28 protein-coding genes, 1 other RNA gene and 1 pseudogene are annotated in these 17,402 nt (G+C 42.9%); 20 read left to right on the top strand and 10 right to left on the bottom strand.

Annotated elements, in window-relative coordinates; all coding sequences use genetic code 11:
• The 7 genes and pseudogenes from RTV33_RS14275 to ssrA form a co-directional block, all read left to right on the top strand.
• A pseudogene (locus RTV33_RS14275) lies at positions 1-584 on the top strand (hypothetical protein); the annotation flags it as partial.
• A gap of 61 nt (positions 585-645) precedes the next feature.
• Positions 646-993, top strand: a complete 348-nt coding sequence (locus RTV33_RS14280) for a YbaB/EbfC family nucleoid-associated protein (RefSeq protein ID WP_312645337.1) — start codon at positions 646-648, stop codon at positions 991-993.
• A gap of 5 nt (positions 994-998) precedes the next feature.
• Positions 999-1,598 (top strand): recombination mediator RecR, encoded by a 600-nt coding sequence (recR, locus tag RTV33_RS14285; protein ID WP_312645340.1) that lies wholly within the window; start codon positions 999-1,001, stop codon positions 1,596-1,598.
• Between the two features lie 178 nt (positions 1,599-1,776).
• Positions 1,777-2,490 carry a 4Fe-4S binding protein gene (locus tag RTV33_RS14290; RefSeq protein ID WP_312645342.1) on the top strand — a complete coding sequence of 238 codons (714 nt, stop codon included), beginning with the start codon at positions 1,777-1,779 and terminating at the stop codon, positions 2,488-2,490.
• Positions 2,491-2,618: 128 nt separating this feature from the next.
• Positions 2,619-3,020: a GtrA family protein gene (locus tag RTV33_RS14295; protein WP_312645344.1), complete on the top strand. Its 402-nt coding sequence runs from the start codon at positions 2,619-2,621 to the stop codon at positions 3,018-3,020.
• Positions 3,021-3,117: 97 nt separating this feature from the next.
• Entirely contained in the window at positions 3,118-3,585 is a 468-nt protein-coding gene (gene smpB, locus RTV33_RS14300) for an SsrA-binding protein SmpB (protein ID WP_312645346.1), read from the top strand.
• 22 nt (positions 3,586-3,607) lie between these two features.
• Positions 3,608-3,954, top strand: a transfer-messenger RNA (tmRNA) gene (ssrA, locus tag RTV33_RS14305).
• A gap of 149 nt (positions 3,955-4,103) precedes the next feature.
• Here ssrA and RTV33_RS14310 read toward each other — a convergent pair.
• The 3 genes from RTV33_RS14310 to RTV33_RS14320 all read right to left on the bottom strand — a co-directional run bounded on the left by RTV33_RS14310 (position 4,104) and on the right by RTV33_RS14320 (position 6,275).
• Entirely contained in the window at positions 4,104-5,204 is a 1,101-nt protein-coding gene (locus tag RTV33_RS14310; RefSeq protein WP_312645348.1) for a tyrosine-type recombinase/integrase, read from the bottom strand.
• Positions 5,205-5,313: 109 nt separating this feature from the next.
• On the bottom strand, positions 5,314-5,922 hold the full coding sequence (locus RTV33_RS14315) for an ImmA/IrrE family metallo-endopeptidase (protein WP_312645350.1): 609 nt from the start codon (positions 5,920-5,922) through the stop codon (positions 5,314-5,316).
• Positions 5,922-6,275, bottom strand: a complete 354-nt coding sequence (locus RTV33_RS14320; RefSeq protein ID WP_312645351.1) for a helix-turn-helix transcriptional regulator — start codon at positions 6,273-6,275, stop codon at positions 5,922-5,924. Before RTV33_RS14320 ends, RTV33_RS14315 begins: the two co-directional genes overlap by 1 nt.
• Positions 6,276-6,754: 479 nt before the next feature.
• On the opposite strand from RTV33_RS14320, the gene RTV33_RS14325 reads away from it, so the two are divergent.
• On the top strand, positions 6,755-6,943 hold the full coding sequence (locus tag RTV33_RS14325) for a hypothetical protein (protein WP_312645353.1): 189 nt from the start codon (positions 6,755-6,757) through the stop codon (positions 6,941-6,943).
• A gap of 13 nt (positions 6,944-6,956) precedes the next feature.
• On the top strand, positions 6,957-7,082 hold the full coding sequence (locus tag RTV33_RS14330; RefSeq protein ID WP_312645355.1) for a hypothetical protein: 126 nt from the start codon (positions 6,957-6,959) through the stop codon (positions 7,080-7,082).
• Between the two features lie 125 nt (positions 7,083-7,207).
• Here RTV33_RS14330 and RTV33_RS14335 read toward each other — a convergent pair whose 3' ends face one another.
• Positions 7,208-7,525, bottom strand: coding sequence for a hypothetical protein (locus tag RTV33_RS14335; protein ID WP_312645357.1), 318 nt, complete (start codon positions 7,523-7,525; stop codon positions 7,208-7,210).
• Between the two features lie 58 nt (positions 7,526-7,583).
• On the opposite strand from RTV33_RS14335, the gene RTV33_RS14340 reads away from it, so the two are divergent.
• The 11 genes from RTV33_RS14340 to RTV33_RS14390 all read left to right on the top strand — a co-directional run bounded on the left by RTV33_RS14340 (position 7,584) and on the right by RTV33_RS14390 (position 13,937).
• Positions 7,584-7,799, top strand: coding sequence for a hypothetical protein (locus tag RTV33_RS14340; protein ID WP_312645359.1), 216 nt, complete (start codon positions 7,584-7,586; stop codon positions 7,797-7,799).
• Positions 7,800-7,869: 70 nt separating this feature from the next.
• Complete coding sequence (locus tag RTV33_RS14345; RefSeq protein WP_312645361.1) at positions 7,870-8,304, top strand: hypothetical protein; 435 nt, start codon at positions 7,870-7,872, stop codon at positions 8,302-8,304.
• A gap of 10 nt (positions 8,305-8,314) precedes the next feature.
• A complete protein-coding gene (locus RTV33_RS14350; RefSeq protein ID WP_312645364.1) occupies positions 8,315-8,533 on the top strand; it encodes a hypothetical protein in 219 nt (72 codons plus the stop codon).
• Entirely contained in the window at positions 8,514-8,867 is a 354-nt protein-coding gene (locus RTV33_RS14355; RefSeq protein WP_312645366.1) for a hypothetical protein, read from the top strand. The genes RTV33_RS14350 and RTV33_RS14355 overlap by 20 nt, the downstream gene beginning before the upstream one ends.
• A gap of 11 nt (positions 8,868-8,878) precedes the next feature.
• Complete coding sequence (locus RTV33_RS14360) at positions 8,879-9,532, top strand: hypothetical protein (RefSeq protein ID WP_312645368.1); 654 nt, start codon at positions 8,879-8,881, stop codon at positions 9,530-9,532.
• Positions 9,525-10,304 carry a hypothetical protein gene (locus RTV33_RS14365; protein WP_312645370.1) on the top strand — a complete coding sequence of 260 codons (780 nt, stop codon included), beginning with the start codon at positions 9,525-9,527 and terminating at the stop codon, positions 10,302-10,304. The genes RTV33_RS14360 and RTV33_RS14365 overlap by 8 nt, the downstream gene beginning before the upstream one ends.
• Positions 10,305-10,312: 8 nt before the next feature.
• Positions 10,313-11,266 (top strand): hypothetical protein, encoded by a 954-nt coding sequence (locus RTV33_RS14370; protein ID WP_312645372.1) that lies wholly within the window; start codon positions 10,313-10,315, stop codon positions 11,264-11,266.
• Positions 11,256-11,627: a DUF2577 family protein gene (locus RTV33_RS14375; protein ID WP_312645374.1), complete on the top strand. Its 372-nt coding sequence runs from the start codon at positions 11,256-11,258 to the stop codon at positions 11,625-11,627. Before RTV33_RS14370 ends, RTV33_RS14375 begins: the two co-directional genes overlap by 11 nt.
• 4 nt (positions 11,628-11,631) lie before the next feature.
• On the top strand, positions 11,632-12,018 hold the full coding sequence (locus tag RTV33_RS14380) for a DUF2634 domain-containing protein (RefSeq protein ID WP_312645375.1): 387 nt from the start codon (positions 11,632-11,634) through the stop codon (positions 12,016-12,018).
• A complete protein-coding gene (locus RTV33_RS14385) occupies positions 12,011-12,376 on the top strand; it encodes a baseplate J/gp47 family protein (RefSeq protein WP_312645377.1) in 366 nt (121 codons plus the stop codon). The genes RTV33_RS14380 and RTV33_RS14385 overlap by 8 nt, the downstream gene beginning before the upstream one ends.
• Before the next feature lie 28 nt (positions 12,377-12,404).
• Entirely contained in the window at positions 12,405-13,937 is a 1,533-nt protein-coding gene (locus RTV33_RS14390) for a recombinase family protein (RefSeq protein WP_312645391.1), read from the top strand.
• Between the two features lie 28 nt (positions 13,938-13,965).
• Here the strand turns inward: RTV33_RS14390 and RTV33_RS14395 are convergent, their stop codons facing one another.
• From RTV33_RS14395 to RTV33_RS14420, 6 genes are all read right to left on the bottom strand, one after another.
• A complete protein-coding gene (locus RTV33_RS14395) occupies positions 13,966-14,850 on the bottom strand; it encodes a hypothetical protein (RefSeq protein WP_312645379.1) in 885 nt (294 codons plus the stop codon).
• A complete protein-coding gene (locus RTV33_RS14400) occupies positions 14,843-15,112 on the bottom strand; it encodes a hypothetical protein (RefSeq protein WP_312645381.1) in 270 nt (89 codons plus the stop codon). The genes RTV33_RS14395 and RTV33_RS14400 overlap by 8 nt, the downstream gene beginning before the upstream one ends.
• Before the next feature lie 287 nt (positions 15,113-15,399).
• Positions 15,400-16,122, bottom strand: coding sequence for a DUF5131 family protein (locus tag RTV33_RS14405; protein WP_312645383.1), 723 nt, complete (start codon positions 16,120-16,122; stop codon positions 15,400-15,402).
• 55 nt (positions 16,123-16,177) lie between these two features.
• Positions 16,178-16,384, bottom strand: a complete 207-nt coding sequence (locus tag RTV33_RS14410) for a hypothetical protein (RefSeq protein WP_312645385.1) — start codon at positions 16,382-16,384, stop codon at positions 16,178-16,180.
• Positions 16,385-16,449: 65 nt separating this feature from the next.
• Entirely contained in the window at positions 16,450-16,920 is a 471-nt protein-coding gene (locus tag RTV33_RS14415) for a VOC family protein (protein WP_312645387.1), read from the bottom strand.
• 3 nt (positions 16,921-16,923) lie between these two features.
• The coding region (locus RTV33_RS14420) for an AraC family transcriptional regulator (RefSeq protein WP_312645389.1) at positions 16,924-17,402 on the bottom strand (479 nt) is incomplete at its 5' end.

The following is a 17,402-nucleotide window of genomic DNA, read 5'->3' on the forward strand; positions in this document are numbered from 1 at the left end:
ATTCCACTGCAGAATCGCTTCTGGTGCGCCTTGAACAGCTTGAAACCGCTGTAAAAACGGGAAATATTCGTATAAAAGGCGGACAAGAGGAATCGCACACCAAAACTGCAGGTGCGAAAACAAGCCATGCGGCAGAAAGCGGGCAGCATACAAAAGTTGATGTGCCGACGCCGGCGCCGGGGGAGACTCAGCCGTTTATGGAGGACGATTCGGAAAACGGCGGGAGAAACGATGCCGTAGATTCGGTAAATACAGTTGTTCCAATGCAGGACTGGAGCGAAGTGCTGGCGCGTCTGGCAAAGACCAATCCGGCGCTTACCGGTACACTGCGTGGCTCGTCTGCATTTATTCAAGGTGATATCTGCCTGATCGATTGCAATGATCAGCTGTTCTTTTCACTCATCCGTCAAAGCGAAGTTTCCAAGACTACGCTGCGCGATGCGCTTTTTGAGCAGACAGGCAAAAAATATCGTCTCGGTCCTTATAAAAAGGGCAGCACTCCCGCTGAAAAGCAGAAGAAAGACCCGTTGGATGAGTTAACCAAGCTGGTGCAGGATGCGGGGCTTCCAATTGAAATTAAGTAAACAACGCGAGTAATCGTGTTGCAAATAAATAAAAAGATACTTAGCTACGGAGGATATAATTATGAAAGCAAGATTACCACAAGGCTTTGGCGGCGGACCTGGCAACATGCAGCAGATGATCCGCCAGGCACAGAAAATCCAAGAGGATATGGCGAAGAAATCGGAAGAGCTGGAGGCAATGGAAACTACCATTACTTCAGGCGGTGGTGCGGTTGAGGTTGTTATCACCGGTAAAAAGGTGATCAAATCGCTCACCATCAAGCCCGAAGTGGTTGACCCCGAGGATATTGAGATGCTGCAAGATCTGATCATGGCCGGAGTTAACGAAGCAATCCGTACTGTGGAAGAAGTTGCAAACAAAGAGATGGAGAAAATTTCCGGCGGACTGAATGTACCCGGAATGTTTTAATTGAAATGGCTTACAATGTTTTGCCGCTTACGCGATTGATTGAGCATTTTGAGCGTCTGCCCGGTATTGGAAAAAAAAGCGCACAGCGCCTTGCCTACCATGTGCTGAACATGCCGGGCGATAAAGCGGAGGATTTTGCACGCTGTATTTTGGATGCGCGCGAGAAGATCAGCCGCTGCAGTATATGCCAAAACCTTACCGACAGCGAAAAATGCCCCATTTGCAGCGAGGAAGCACGCGATAAAACCACCATATGTGTGGTGGAAACCCCACAGGATGTACTTGCCTTTGAACGTACCCGTGAATACAACGGAGTGTACCATGTGCTGCACGGGCTTATTTCGCCCATGAACAGCGTTGGGCCCGATCAGCTGTATGTTAAGGAGCTGCTTGCCCGCATTGGGCAGGGGGGCGTGCTGGAAGTAATTATGGCGACCAACCCCACCGTGGAGGGGGAAGCGACCGCGATGTACCTATCGCGCCTGCTCAAGCCTCTCGGTGTAAAGGTAACACGCCTTGCTTATGGCATTCCCGTTGGCGGTAACCTGGAGTATGCCGACGAGGTGACGCTGTTCCGTGCACTGGAAGGCAGAAGTGAAATATAACATTACCCCCCGGACTGGACGAGCTTCCTGTCCGGGGGTGTTTTATCTCTATCTCTTGGCTTCAAGGCAATATCTTTTGTAAACTGCATTTTATTATGATTTGTTGCAAATGCAACTGAATCTTACTAAGATGTCCTGTATACTAAGGATACAATATGAAACAAAGGAGATTTGAAATATGATCCGTAAAATTATAAAAATTAATGAGGAACTGTGTAACGGATGCGGACTTTGTGCTCAGGCCTGCCATGAGGATGCAATTGGTATGGTGAACGGTAAGGCAAAGCTGCTGCGGGATGATTACTGCGATGGGCTGGGGAACTGCCTGCCTGTCTGCCCAACAGGTGCGATTACGTTTGAAGAACGCGAAGCGGCAGAGTTTGATGAAGAGGCGGTGAAAGCCAATCAGGCAAAAAAACAAGCACAAAAATTGCCCTGCGGCTGCCCGGGGACACAATCGAAGAGCATTGAGCACAAGCCTGTTCAGGTACAAACCATGTACAACATCGATGCGGCACCGGTTGCATCGCAGCTCAACCAGTGGCCGGTACAAATTAAGCTGGTGCCGGTAAATGCGCCGTATTTTGACGGAGCGAACCTGCTCATCGCGGCAGATTGCACCGCATATGCCTATGGCGACTTCCATGGCCGTTTTATTAAGAACCGCATTACGATCATCGGATGCCCCAAACTGGACGAGGGCGAATACAGCGAAAAGCTAACCGAAATTTTAAGACATAATAGCATCAAAAGTGTTACCATTGTGCGTATGGAGGTGCCCTGCTGCGGCGGTATTGAGCATGCGGCAAAAACCGCGCTGCAAAACTGCGGTAAAATGATTCCATGGCAGGTGTTTACCATCAGCACCGATGGACAAATCCTGGATGACTAAATGCGCGAACCGCAGTTGACGAATACCTCCCGAAATGCTATGATATGCAGTGCGACAGACTATGCTTGCCAAAAAGCGGGCAGAATAACAAAGCGGGTTGCACGTAGCATTGACAGGGGGTGTTCACATTGCCGGAGAAATTTACATCAGATGATTTGAAAAAATTTATAAAATTCGGAATTACGGGTGGTATAAACACAGTAATCGATTTTGTGGTGTATACGGTTTTGATTACACTGTTTTCAGTGAACCTCTATGCTGCACAGGTGGTCGGTTATGCTTGCGGTACGCTCAATAGCTATATTGTCAACCGCAGCTGGACATTCCGCAGCAAGAGCAAATTTTTCAGCCGCGAGCTCATCAAATTTATTGTGGTAAATCTTATTACACTGGCAATTTCACTGGTTGCCATGTATTTTTTGCAGCAATGGTTTATGGGTATCAATAAAATTGTTTTGAAACTGCCTGTTGTTGCAGTTACCATTGTGGTGAATTTTGTGCTGAGCAAGCTATGGGTGTTTCGCGGGTAAGCCCCCGGAGCCACATGGCTTGCTTCGCTCCCTGTAGTCCGGATTGACAAAAGCACCGATTTCAAGTATAATAAAGAATCCGAGGGGAGGGATGGAGATGCAACGCGAAAACACCAAAACAATTGCGGCAAACCGTAAGGCTTATCACGATTATTTTGTAATTGAAAGCTACGAAACAGGAATTGAGCTGTTTGGTACTGAAGTCAAATCCATCCGGCAAGGTAACGTCAACCTCAAGGACTGCTGGTGTGATATCAAAAATGGTGAGTTGTTTGTCATCGGTATGCACATCAGCCCGTATGAAAAGGGTAACATCTTTAACAAAGACCCATTGCGTGAGCGCAAACTGCTGATGCACCGCCGTGAAATTGCCAAACTCTACGGGCAGGTAAAGCAGATGCAATATACACTGGTGCCCCTCTCTATGTATTTTAAGGGCTCGCGTGTCAAAATTCAGCTGGGGCTTTGCAAGGGCAAGAAGCAGTACGATAAGCGCGATGATATTGCAAAACGCGATGCGAAACGCGACATTGACCGCACCATGAAAGAGCGCAGCAGAGGTTAAACCGGCGGAAAGCCGCTAATTTGGGGGCGTAAAGGTTTCGACGGGGATTATGAAGTATGAGAAGCGAGTAGAGGCACACAACCTCTTTAAAATGTGTAAAATAAATATAAACGCTAACTCTAACGAATTAGTAGCTGCTTAAATAGCAGCCGTCTTACTGAGGAGGACCACGGTCTCAGATAAGGCGTCGATTAGTGGTGAACGATCTGTCCGAGTGCCTCGTAAGGCAGATTGTATCAGGGGCTACCAACATGCTCGCAGCCTGTTTATCGGCGGTTTGCTGAGGGAATTTTAAACGATAAACTGCACTCGGAGATGCTTGTATGGATTGGTTTTCGGACACGGGTTCAATTCCCGTCGCCTCCACCACTAAAAGACCGCTTAAACATTGGCTTGAATGGCTAGTTTAAGCGGTTTTTTGTTATATTTGTGCGGAATTTAAGTCTGATATTATTGTGTTTATTTGGATTGTATTTGACATATTTGTACACAGAAAATGCACAGTCGAAAGTTTTAAATTAACCGTCAAACTTATTTAATAGTTCGGCGGTTTTATCTTTACGCTTTTTGCTGATATGCGTGTACACATCTTTGGTCATCGCTATACTTGCGTGTCCCAAGAGCTCCTGCGCGTCCTTTTCGTCCACCCCAGCTTCAAACAATATTGTCGCGTACGCGTGACGGAGCTGATGCGGCGTAATGGTCAATCCTGTCTCTCGCTGGTAAAGCTCCCATTGCCTCCGGCATTCCTTATCGGTTAGCGGTACAGAACCATTTTTCGAAAAAATATAATCACCCTTTTTGCCTTCTGGCAGAACCTCTAAGAGCTTGTCGATCAAAATTATATCGCGGGTTCCTGCATCTGTTTTGGGCTGCTTTATGTGCGGCTTGTTTTTTACATGGTAAACAGACTTGGTAATTGATATAATTTTTTTATCTCTATCAACATCTTTATATTGCAATGCTAAGGCTTCACCTCTGCGGCATCCCGTATACAACAAAAAATAAGCAAAAAGTCCAAATGTGCAATTAACTGAATTTTTAACTACTTCAATTTCTTCTTCTGTTGGGATTGCTCTTTTCTTCTTCGGTAGGTTTTTTGGGATATCTACATTATCAGCAGGGTTGTAATCTAACTCCCCATCCTTGATTGCTTTTTTGAAAATTAGATGAAATACGGACAGTTGATTTTTAACTGTTTTTTGAGCATATCCCTCAGCAGCAAATTCATTAATATAATTTGATATATCTTTTGTAGTAATTTCCTTTGTTCTTCTGCTTCCAAATTTTTTCACAGATCGGTTGTAAGCTGCTTCATACCCTCTAATTGTGTTATGCTCAACGCCAGCAAAATGTTCGTCCTTCCATTCTTTCGCGACAACTGAAAACAGCCTGCCTTTTTCGACGTTCCCACTATATTCTAGGATTTTTCGGTTCACCTCAGATTCAGACCGCCCCCTAAACGGGATTCGGGTTCCGTCTTTGGTTATTACTTTTTCAAACAGCCCATCCGGCCGCTGGTACATCTTTTTCTTTTTATCTCGCTTTTGCGGGGAACCGCAGTGCATACAATACAAGCTTTTATCAGGTATTTTTTCTTTGCACTTTTTACATTCCATTGATTTACACATCCTTTTATGTTATTATAAAAGGGCAGAATTGCCCCTTGTTTTGCGCTTGTGGGTTTTGCGTTGACCGTTCAGAGGTACGAACTCTGGATGGTCTTTTTTATTTTGCATACATGAAGCTCATGCAATTTCTAAGATAAGGTTCATCAAAACGAAGCTCATTTATATACTGCTCTAACATTTCTAGAATTGCCTTATCCTCTTTAGTTATAATGCATGATGTTCTTTTTATGAGATTAACTCTTTTTTGCGCTGCGGTATAAGACACTTTAAAAAACTCATTTACATCATCTGCCGCGATGTCTCCGTTGCGTCTCCATATTTGTCTAATAGCGACCTCCGGAGATAATATCTGCGCAGCAAAAAAATGTGCTTCTATCTCTTGAACCGGATCGCTTTCGTCGTGCCCTAAATATATGTGCCCTATCTCGTGGGCAATTGTCCAGTTAAGGCGATCTCCATAAAGTTTATCGTTGTACAGGACAACACAATACCCTTGTTTTCTCAATGACCATCCAAGCGGAAGATTGCCGTTAACCATTAGCTGGGATGGCAAGATGTCTACAGTTTTACAATAGTTTTGTATGGTATCAAAATACACAGGAAAATCTAAGTCAAGGTCTTTTGCATTTATCAAAGTGGTTTCTAGCTTTTGCTTTAATAGCAGTTGCGTAGCATAACGTTTGCTGCGTGCAAAATCTGGTGTCATTATTTCTTATCCTTTTTAATCGCTTCGAGATATAGGTCAATGGTGCTTTCAAAGGTTTTGTATATTCTTTTTCTGTCTTCTTCGGGGACTTCTCCCACGCGACGAGCCAAAACGATTAATTCATCATCAATCGCCTCTTTGTTATCGGGCGGAGTTTTGATATCTGTGTTGCCAAGCAGATAATCAACAGATACCTCAAAGTATTCGGCCAGCGCCTGCAAGTTGTCTGAGGAAATTGTACGACCATTTTTCCAACCATTTACTGATGTTTTGCTTACACCAATATCTAATCCAGCACGAGATGGGGACACTCCCTTTAAGGTACATAGATGGCAAAAACGATCATAAAACACAACAACAACCTCCATAGTATATGCATATTTCATAAAGTTATGTAAACGTAACTTATTCTATTGACAGTAATGTTTACATAACCTATAATAGGCATATAGAAACTTCTTATTCAAAATTGGCAAAAGAAAATCGAGCTTAGTGCAACTCACAATTGCAACAAGCTGTATAAAAGTGCGCCTAATTAAGTTATCTTTACATTACCATATTTGCTGAAATTTTGCAAGAGGTTTCTAAAATAAAACTTATTATGGAGGTGATATTTTGCGATATGACATTAAAGTGAGGCTTTTAAGGCTTTCTAAAACGCAAAGATGGCTTTGGCAAGAAGTAAAAAAACGCTCGTACCCATCTCTAACCGAGGGAATGTTTTCTAGCATTTTGAGCGGCAACTATACAGCTGGTTACGCAGATAACGTTGCAGAGATAGCTGATGAAATTCTAACTGAGTTGGAAGTGCCTATGTCAAGGAGGTGTTAACGTGCCACGTGAAAAAGAATCATACCGAGACAATCTCGAATTGATTTTAGCGTCGTTCCCCGGCAAATCAATGCTTAACAAAAAAGAAGTAGCTACATTTTGCGGGCTTGACTATGCAACGGTAAATAAGCTGTTTGAGTTTACCCATAACTACATATCTGTCGCAAAGCTGGCAAGACAAATGAGCTAGAAAGGAGCATGACATGAAATTAGAGATAATCATAAAAGTAAAAAGCATTGAGAATTTGGAGGAGGCCCTTGCTTTGGTTGAGAGGTTAACAAAAAAATACCTCCATGCAGCAAAAATCTGCATAGAGGTAGATGCGTAGTTATTAGTTTTCATAGTTTGAAAGAAAGGAAACACAACATGAAAAATTGGCAGTTCTGGGCGTTATGGATAATGTGCACACTTAACGCTGTTGCAATTATTATGCATCGTTTTCTGTGGCATTAGCTATTTTGGCCATTGCGACCATACTCCTAATGCCGTAAGCGCCAATCCGATAAGCGTGACAACTATTTTCCAAAATTTATTTAAATCCTCTTTTTTCAATTTTAGAAGATGGTGTTTTCCGGCAGTAGTTATGTAGTAACCGTAAGCAGGCTTTTGATATTCATCTATAAGCTCTTGCCCTTTCAAGTTGTAAACAGCTTCTCTTATTTTATCTAGGTCGCAAAATCTAAAATACCCATGCAGTTCTTGTGTTCCGATATAAATCGAACTGTACAAGTCAAGGACTCTTAAGATTCTAAGCTCCATTTTGTTAAGCACGGCATTCACCCCCTTTCCCCCAAATTCTACCATAACCGACAAAAGAAAGGAAGTACATATGCAAGATTTAAAACTTATCAAATCCGAGCACTTCGGAGAAATCCAAGCAGACATTTATTCCAACGGCAACGACATGTTTATGACCATCAACCAACTTGGCGGTTGCCTCGGTTACGCCAACGGCAGAAAAGGCATAGACAATCTCGTAAGCAGAAACAAACACCTTACCGACAGGGAATTTTCAGTTAGTATCAAAAGACCTTGCGGCTGCTGACAGCATCCTTACTCTGTACGACGCTGCAGAGAGAACTCTCAATGAAAAGGAAGTACCGGAAGAAGGACGTGTGCTCTACGTTACCAACGCAGTATACGAAATGTTGAAAAACGACCCCAAACTGTCGCGCCGCATTGCGGTTGACACGGTACAGTCCGGCAACATTGACCGCAAGGTGAATATGCTTGACGGTGTGACACCGATTATCAAGGTGCCGCAGGTGCGCTTTAACAGCCTTATCCAGCTCAACGACGGCAAGACCTCCGGGCAGACTTCTGGCGGCTACAAGCCCATTGTGGGTAACAAGCCTATCAACTTTATCTATGCACGGCAGGCTTCCCTCAAAGGTGTGGTTAAGCGCAACAACTCTAAGATCGTTATGCCACAGGAAAACCAGTCTGCTGATGCTTACGACATTTTCTATCGTGCTCACCACGATCTGATTGTCGCAGACAATGAGACTTCCGGCATCTACATCCACACTGCTGCTACAGCGCAGGCATAAGGAGGTTGCTATGACTTACGTTAAAAAGGGCGCAATGATTTTTCTGGTGGACGATGACAAAGTGCCAAAGTACACCAATGATGGATTTGAGGTATATGTGCCGGAATCCATCAAGCCTGCAAAAGGAAAAGCGAAAAACGCAGCCGAGAAAAAAGCCGCGCAAGAGGTAGCCGAGGAATCGGAAGCCGAAGCGGGCGAGGGTGAAACTGATGCCGAAAACACCGACTGATGTTTTAAATGAGTGGGCGCTCCGTGGTTACATAACTGCGGAGCAATCCACAGAACCTAAGTACCTATCCTATATCAATCAAGCCAAAGATAGCATCCTATCTTACTGCAATATACCGCTTAAAGCACAGATGCCCGACGGCTTATTTTACCCGTGGGTGGAAATCGCTTGGAGCACAGCGCAAGGAATGACAGCAATACAGGGCACAGGGGCAGTTAAGAGCGTTTCCGAGGGAGACACAACCATTACCTACGACGCGGGCGCTACTGTGGTTAAAAACGACGCTATGCTTGATTACACATCTGTCTTAGACCGCTACAGGCGGCTGCCATAGGGGGTGCTGCAATGATATTCCCACCCGGTACAATACAATCCGGAAAACAGCAGTTGCAAGCCTTATGGGGCGACACTGCGACCGTCACCCGCAAAGAAAGGGTTGGCAACGGTATTGCGTTTGTGGCAGATAATGCGAATTGGCTAATACCTGTTGTTGGTGGCGTAGTCGTTGGATTGCTGGCATATAAGGCTGCCACAATGGCAGCAACGCTGTGGACAACGCTGGCAACTGTTGCAGTAGGTGGATTGACTGGAAATTGGGCTGCTGCTATTGGAGTGATTGCAGCGGTGACGGCAGGCGCATGGGGACTATCAAAGGCATTTTCAAGCATTGATGCTGGCTTGTCGACCGAGAGTTTAAGTGGGCTTAAAAACACTGCTGGCACCGCCCTAAAAAATATACCTGTCGAAATCTCAAACACTGACCCCTTAAAGGTAACCGGAGAGGTAGACATTGAAAAAGAAAACCTAAAATACCTAATGGACATTGCCGGGGCTAAGTTTTTCGCTAAGTTTTCAACCGCCACACTTGCGCCACAGGTTAACATTTACGGACAAACAATTGAAAAGACTGTTGATGCAGATGAGGTTATCAGCTACGTTACAACAGGGCTTGCCGATTCAGTCGCAGCAACCGCACAGGGGGATTACAGCTATGCATGAGGTTTATTTTGACAAAACATATATTTACGGTGTAACCAATGTTGACGAAGGCAGCGACCGCAATATCACCGTATACGATGGCTTGGAACAAGGCAATTTCCCTATTGCTGATAGCCGCAAACTGCACACTTGGACGGTACAATGTGAGCTGACCGAGCAAAAAGAGAGCAAGCACAACGATCAATGGACGGAAGCGCGCAACCTCTTTAAAAAGTTTGAAAGCGCACTAAATACACAAGGCCCTAAGCGGTTGATAATTACCGCGGACTACGGCAAGACATCTAAGCAGGTGCTTTTGGAGAGCTATACCAAAGCAGAAAAGTACAAAGGCGTTTACGATGTAACCTTGAAGTTTATGGAGTACGTAGAGGTCGGAATCAGAACCGAGGATGTGCCGTATATTCCACGCCCGGGTAAGGTGCCAGCGCCACCTAAGACAGTTGTATTTAATGGCAAAGACAGTACCCCATATAGCGTACAGAGTAAGTATACAAACGGCATGAGCATTTCACAATTTAACCAGTTGAAATATACCGAGCCGAATACCGGAAAAATCTTTTCAAATCTTTGTACTATAGCAGATGGTTCAAAAGTTGCGCTTAAGCCAATCCCCAAGAACGCGCTTGAAGCCGCCTTATACGGCGCTAAAGATATTCTTGATGCACCGAAAAAGTGGATTTTGAGCGCAGCGGAGGCAATGGCTAATGCAAACGATAATTACAAGAAAAAGTGGGACGAAGAAAACAAGGCTCGCATTGCATCATTAAAGTAGGTGATTAAATGCTCATTGTAAACAAATCAGATATTTCAGAGATTGCAAACAACATTAAATTGCAATCACCGTGGAACAACGGTGCGAGTATGCTTACATTTGAATATCCGGTTGAGGTGGGCGAATATTTCCCTAACGGTGCAACCGTAGTTTTCACCTTCAATGACGCAAACATATTCTACGGATTTTTGTTCAAGACTACGCAAGGCAAAAAGGTGTACAAGTGTACCGCTTACGACCAACTGAGATATCTAAGGGCAAAAGGCTCCGTAATGCGACAGGTGCAGACGCTGGACAGCTTTTTAAACGATGTTGCATACAGCATCGGCGATAGGATGCGGCTTGGAAATGTGGATAAAACCGAGTTTATGCTCGGTAAATACCTGTTTGACAACAAAACCTATCTCGATATGTTTTATCAATCCATACAGGATAATCTTATCGGCAACACCTATTATTATACCTTGCGCGATAATTTTGGGGCATTGGATTTGCGCGACACGTTGGATTTACGGCTGCCCCTTGTTATAGGCGACAGCAGCCTAGCAACTGACTTTGAGTATACCCGCAGCATCGATGATGACACCTATAACTACGTCAAGGTTGCAAAGGATGACAAGCAAAAGGGCGTGCGTGATGCCTATGTGGTACAGGACGGCGCAAACATTGAAAAGTGGGGTAAGCTGGTGCTTTATGAAAAGGTATCTGCCAACCTCAACGATGCTCAGCTAATAGACAGGGCTAAAATGTTGCTATCCATTAAAAACCGAGAAACCGAAACCCTAAAGATTGATTGCATCGGTGATACCCGTGTAATGGGCGGCAGCGGTATAAAAGTTGAAATCGACAGCGCAGGGCTTAACACGTGGGCGATGGTGGAAAATGCAACCCACAATTTTAGTAAAACGCAGCACACAATGACATTAAATCTGATTACAGGGCGGTGGTACAATGGCCTCTGATTTGGCAACGGTGATTAAGGGCATCGTTAGGGACTACCTAGAAAATGAAAGTATGTCTGATCTTATTTATGCTACATACACGGGCGCAGGGCTTAAAATTGACAACAAGCCGCTGCCTGTTGGCTTGGATATGGTAGATATACCGCAGCACCTACGCACCATCACGGCAACGTTGAGCACTACCCTCACCAGTGGTTTTGAGATAATTGCAAAGGACAAGGATGACGAACCTGTAACCGTGGAGAGTATCAAGCTGACCAACGTACCCGTAACGCTCCAAACAGGGCTTGCAGTGGGCGACAGGGTAGCGGTTGTGCAAAAGCGCGGTGGACAGAAGTATACCGTAATAGATAGGGTGTGATAATTTGAGCGTACTAAAAACATACGGCCCGGATACAGGTTTTAAGCCATCCAAAACTTATCGGTTAAACGGAGATAGGTTAGAGGGTGTGATCGACGGGCTTGATGCGGTAAAGCAGTCAGCAAACTTTATTTTGGGCGTGGAACGATTTGAATATCCTATCTACTCAAAGGATTACGGTACAGAGCTGAATGACCTCATAGGGGCTCGGCGCAGTTACGTAGCGGGGGATATCGAGCGTCGCATAGCCGAGGCACTAGCAGAGGACGACCGCATAACAGGGATTGAGGATTTTACCCTAACCTTTGACCGTGAGAATGCTTTTATCAAATTTACGGTGCTGTCTGACTTTGGAGAATTTGACATAGAAAGGGGTGTACCGATTGGCTGAAAACTATGATTACGATGCGACACTGAAAGAAATGCTTGACCTTGTGCCGCCCGACATTGACAAGCGAGAGGGCAGTGTGATTTATAACACTCTATCTCCTGCAGCGTATCTTGTGGCGCAGCAAAACTATATGCTTGCCTTTATGTTTGATTTGCTCTTTGCCGACACCGCGGAAGATATTTGGCTCGACCGAGTAGTAAATGATTTTGGCGTGAACCGCGAGCAGGCTACATACTCATTGCGGCAAATCAATGCATTTAATGAGGACAACGCGCCCGCAGCCGTACCGATTGGCACACGCTTTGCAATCAATGGGCTGACCTTTAAAATTAGGAGCATACCTCAGACTATCCCGTGATGACGAGCGAGATGGCGAGAGTTTAAGCATTGAAAATCAAAGAGCAATCGTCACTGACTATATCACAAAGAAAGGTTGGACGCTGATAGACAGCTATATTGATGATGGGCTGACAGGTACAAACTTCGACCGCCCTCAGTTTCAGCGGATGATTGACGATGTTCGAAATGGCAGAATCAACTGCGTGGTGGTTAAAGACCTCTCACGATTTGGCAGAAACTATATTCAAATCGGTGAGTATACCGATTACCTGTTCCCCTCATTGGGATGCAGATTTATTGCAATCAACGATGGCATTGACACCCTTGAAAAAGAAAATGAGTTGATGCCTTTTAAAAACTTGGTCAATGAATGGTACAGCCGTGACCAAAGCAAAAAGGTAAAATCAGCAAAAGTTGCAAGAGCAAAGAGTGGATTTTTTATGGGAGCATATGCACCTTATGGCTATATCAAAAATGAGCAAAGGCAACCTCCACTGCTGATTGATGAGTACGCAGCCCCTATCGTTCGCAGAATTTTTGAGATGAGAGCCACAGGCATGGGATACCGAACCATAGCCACACAATTGAATGAGGAAAAGGTTATTCCGCCTCGTGAGTACTACTACAACAGCATTGGCAAACCCAACCCCAAGCGAGGACTTAAATGTTGGAGTGACGTGGTTGTTAGGGAACTTTTGAAAAATGAAGCCTACATCGGAAACATTGTTCAGATGAGGAAAGGCACTATTTCCTACAAAAACAGAACCCAAGTTAACCGACCCCAAGAAGAATGGGTCAGAGCAGTTGGCACACATGAGCCGATTATATCCATGGAACTTTGGGAAACCGCTTGCAAGTTGGCTAATAGAGGAACTGTTGGAAAAAGCAATAAAGAGGGCGAAATCAGTCTGTTCTCCGGTCTGCTGAAATGCGGTGATTGCGGTAGGAGCATGAAGTTCGTAAGGGATAGCAACACTCGAAAAGATGGTCACAAGAATAACCATCACGCATATATCTGCTGTGGATACTCACAAGGTGGTAAAGCCATCTGTAGTCCTCATAGGACACTTGAGAGTATCTTCTCTGACTTAATCCTCGGTGATATTCGAAAAAAGGCACGGCTGATTATCCTTGACGAGGATGCAGTAATTGCTGAGATTAAAAGCAAAAAGCAAGCCGATACCACCTCCGAGCAGAAAGTTTCTGAAAAGAAATTACAATCTCTGCGCCACCGATTGTCTGAGTTAGAGCGTCTCATCTCCAAGCTGTATGAGGAGATGGTGCTTGGTGATATCCCACGTGAAATGGTACTGGATATGATGGATAAGTACAAAAAAGAGCAACAAGAAAAGTCAATACTGGCGGCACAGCTTGCCGAACAATTAACCCACTCACAGGAAGTCGATAATGACATCCGTGAGTGGGTTTCTCTTATCCGTAAATGTATGAGAGTGAAAGAACTTGACCGAGAACTGCTGATAAAGCTTGTGGACAAGATAATAGTCGGACAGAAAACGGTGGTGGACGGCTTGGAACGGCAAGAAATTACCATCGTCTACAACCTTGTGGGGAAGATATAAATAAAAATTAGAGTAACAGCCTTAAATGTTACTCTAAATTCATTTGGTCATAAATGAATTTTAAACCCTCTTCCTCACATAATCCTGCTTCAAAGTAATCTGTTAATGCTTTAAAATATAAAACTGCATTTTTGTTTTTGATTAAAAGATAACGAGTTTTTTTAAACATATCAATATACTCAGATGGTGTAGCTGTTGACTTTTTCATCCCATCATAAATAAACTCAAATAGGTTATCTACGGTAGTACTACTTGAAAGGATGGATGCATTTTTTAGAACAATACAAACAAAATCAGAAAGAGTCAAGTAATCGATTCGTGTTAACGACCAAAAAATATTAACCCATTTTAGACCAATTGGCATTATATCTAACTGCATTTTTCTAAAACAAAACTGGCGAATAATTTCAGCTTTTTCTATTGGACCTAAAACACTATCTTTTAAATCATCAGAAATTTTTTGTAATTCTTTTACACATTTCTTATCATTATTAGACGTTGTTCCAAGGGCAAAAGCAGCTTCCATATAAATAGTTTCTATTTTAGACGATATTCTTATTGATGATGATAATAAAACAATTAGAGTAAATGCAATCCATATGCAAATAAAACTAACAAAAATTGATTTAGACCACGTCACAGTATATATCGTAAATAAGCCAGCTGATAGTGATAAAACTGCCTCACCGTAATTTTGAGATTTTAAATAAATAGCTATTGAAGAAAGGAGTATTACGGATGTTAAAATCCACATTTGAGAATTTGAGTAACTTCCGAATTTTTCAATAAGTTTATACATTAAATATGTAAAAACAATCATTAAAAAGGGCATTTTCTTATACATCGTTTTAATTAGAGATATTAATGATAACCAAGAATTATGTAAGCTTTGAAGAACTTTATTATTATTCACTTTTTAACCACTCCATATATATCCAAAACAACGATGCTGGATCAATATTGTATTTGTTTGCAATGTTTTTAAAGTCATCTTTCATAATACCAAAGCCTTTATCAAAAGGAAGATTATGTTTTTTTAATAGAGTATCAATAATTTGGCATGACTCTTGTTTAACTATTTGCGGTGTGTTAATAACTTGTTTACAGATTATTTCATTAGTTGCGTTGCTTTCAGTCATAGATTTTGCAATATCACATTGCTTATTTAAATCCATATCGTTACCTCTTTAAAACCAAATTTTGTAATTATTATATCACTATATGTATATTAATTCAATTAAAATTCACCATCCTTTTGCAAGGATACTCTGGACGATACTCGGAATGTAGTCAAAGCAAGAGCCGTTGCATCCGAGTAGAGGTGCAACGGCTCAATTTCATAATTAGTGAGTTTTTCTCTGGTGGACGATTTAAATCAGTTTCAAAGGGTGTGCTCGTTTGGATCGTTCAGAACATTCGTTAAACAAAATAGATAATAATGTTTTATACTATTCTGTTCCTGTCAAAACAACCGCTTGCCATCTAAAATATTGATACCAAGCTCTTTTGCCATACCTGTTTGCTTAAATGGATTTATTTTTTCCACTACACCGTCACGTTTGAAAAGCGAGCCTGTATTTTTGAACCAAAATGTCACTTCTGCTTTTACGCATTGCTCACGAATATTAAGAACCCAATCATAATCACACATACGAGCTTCTCGTCCTGTTTCGCCGCCAACGGTAACATGGTCTACTCCATGAATATACGGTGTTAAATCTATCGCTTCTAAAAGTGGGGCACAAGCAATAAAACGCCGCTTTATCGGATAGCATAAAAAGAGTGGAAGTCTGTAATCGGCGAGTGTTTGATTTTCGACAGTACAGCCAATATTCACATTGTCATAGCCTGTACCCCAATCGGACGGAAGTGATACAAGGAAACGGTCAATTCGCTTTGTCAAAATCAAAAAATCAATGTCTGTTCTTTCCTTGATAATTGCCCAAATCTCTTTACGCCATTCATCCGCTTCGGGCAGAAAAAAGTCAGTCGCAAAACAGGTTGCAAGAATTTTATTGCCTTTAATATTGTATTCGCCTTTTGCGTTTTTCCTTACAGGCCAATCGAATTTATCTGTTTTTTGTATGGTGTTTTGACCATAGCGTTTCGCATACGGTCCATAAAAATAGCAATTTGTACAGCCATCACTTATTTTGTAACAGCCTGTCCATGGCTCCCAGTTCATAGTGTTCCTCCTCTTGGATGGGTGAAGCCGATGATAGCAGAAACGCAGCCGCTTGTCAAACGCAGCGTTTGAACGTCACCGTCTGTGCCTTCATGGAGATCTTACCCACCTCGTAGCCGTAGGCGAGCAGCTCCTTCTTGAGTGTTAAAAAGGCGTGGTCGATGGGAAAGCTCAGAATCTGTTCAATCTCGGCATAGGTCAGCGCGAAGCTGTTCTCCGTGCGTTGACCTATCGCCTTCCAAAGCGGCTCATATTTACTCATTGTCCGTCTCCTCCGATCTTGTTTGGAATAAAATAGCGGCTTTGATTTACCAAAGCCGCCATGTGTCACATATCAAAGCACGACGCATACTGTTTTACGACTTCAAGAGGAAACATAGTGCGTGTAGCAACTTCTTCTGGCGACATGCCCTGATTAAAAAAGCGTTTGATAACCGTATTCATATCCTCTGCAATCTCTACGATATGCTTATCGGGGTCATATACTCGAATGTCACGCTGCCCCCACGGGTATTCTTTGATTTCATGTACCCATTTCAAACTGGATATCCTTTTCAATTCGGCGTACACTTCATCTAAATTTTCCACTTCAAAATAGACTTGAAAGTTATGTGACTGTTCTTTCAAACTATCGACAGCGATACCAACGAGTTCGGCATACCCCTGTTGCAGAGAAAAACCCTCAAAAGTCACATGTACGCCAATATCCATGACTGCATTTTGATGAAGCACCTTTTCATAAAAGTGCTTAGAAGCGGATATATCCTTAACCGCTAAAAGACAACCTTGATATTTCATTTTTCAATCCTCCTTTGAGGATATTGTATCGTATATCTCTGTTCCGTCATAGTAAAAATCCGACATTGTTTTCAGATACTTTTGAGGGGTAACACCACTGATAGCCTTAAAATCTTTATCAAAATGAGCTTGGTCAAAATATCCGGCTTGTTGCGATAATGCCGCAAAAAAGCAAGGTGATGCTTGAATGTGCTTTAATACATAATTAAAGCGAGTTAAGCGTGCGTAGTTTTTAATATTCATTCCTATTTGTACAAGAAATAATCGGTTTAGCTGTCGCTCACTATAATGAGATTGTCTGGCAACTTCTTTCACTTGTATTTGTCCATAATTATCAGAAATTACTTTGGTAGCCAACAGCAAAGGGTCCGAAACAACGTGCTTTTCCATGCGTCGGTATAAAACCTTTTCACAAGTATTTACCAAATCGGATACAGTCTTTGATGCTACAAAAGCCTGATGCAGCGAATGAAACAGCTCAT

Origin of the sequence: Hydrogenoanaerobacterium sp. (assembly GCF_032017025.1) — a bacterium.
Lineage (GTDB): Bacteria > Bacillota > Clostridia > Oscillospirales > Ruminococcaceae > Hydrogenoanaerobacterium.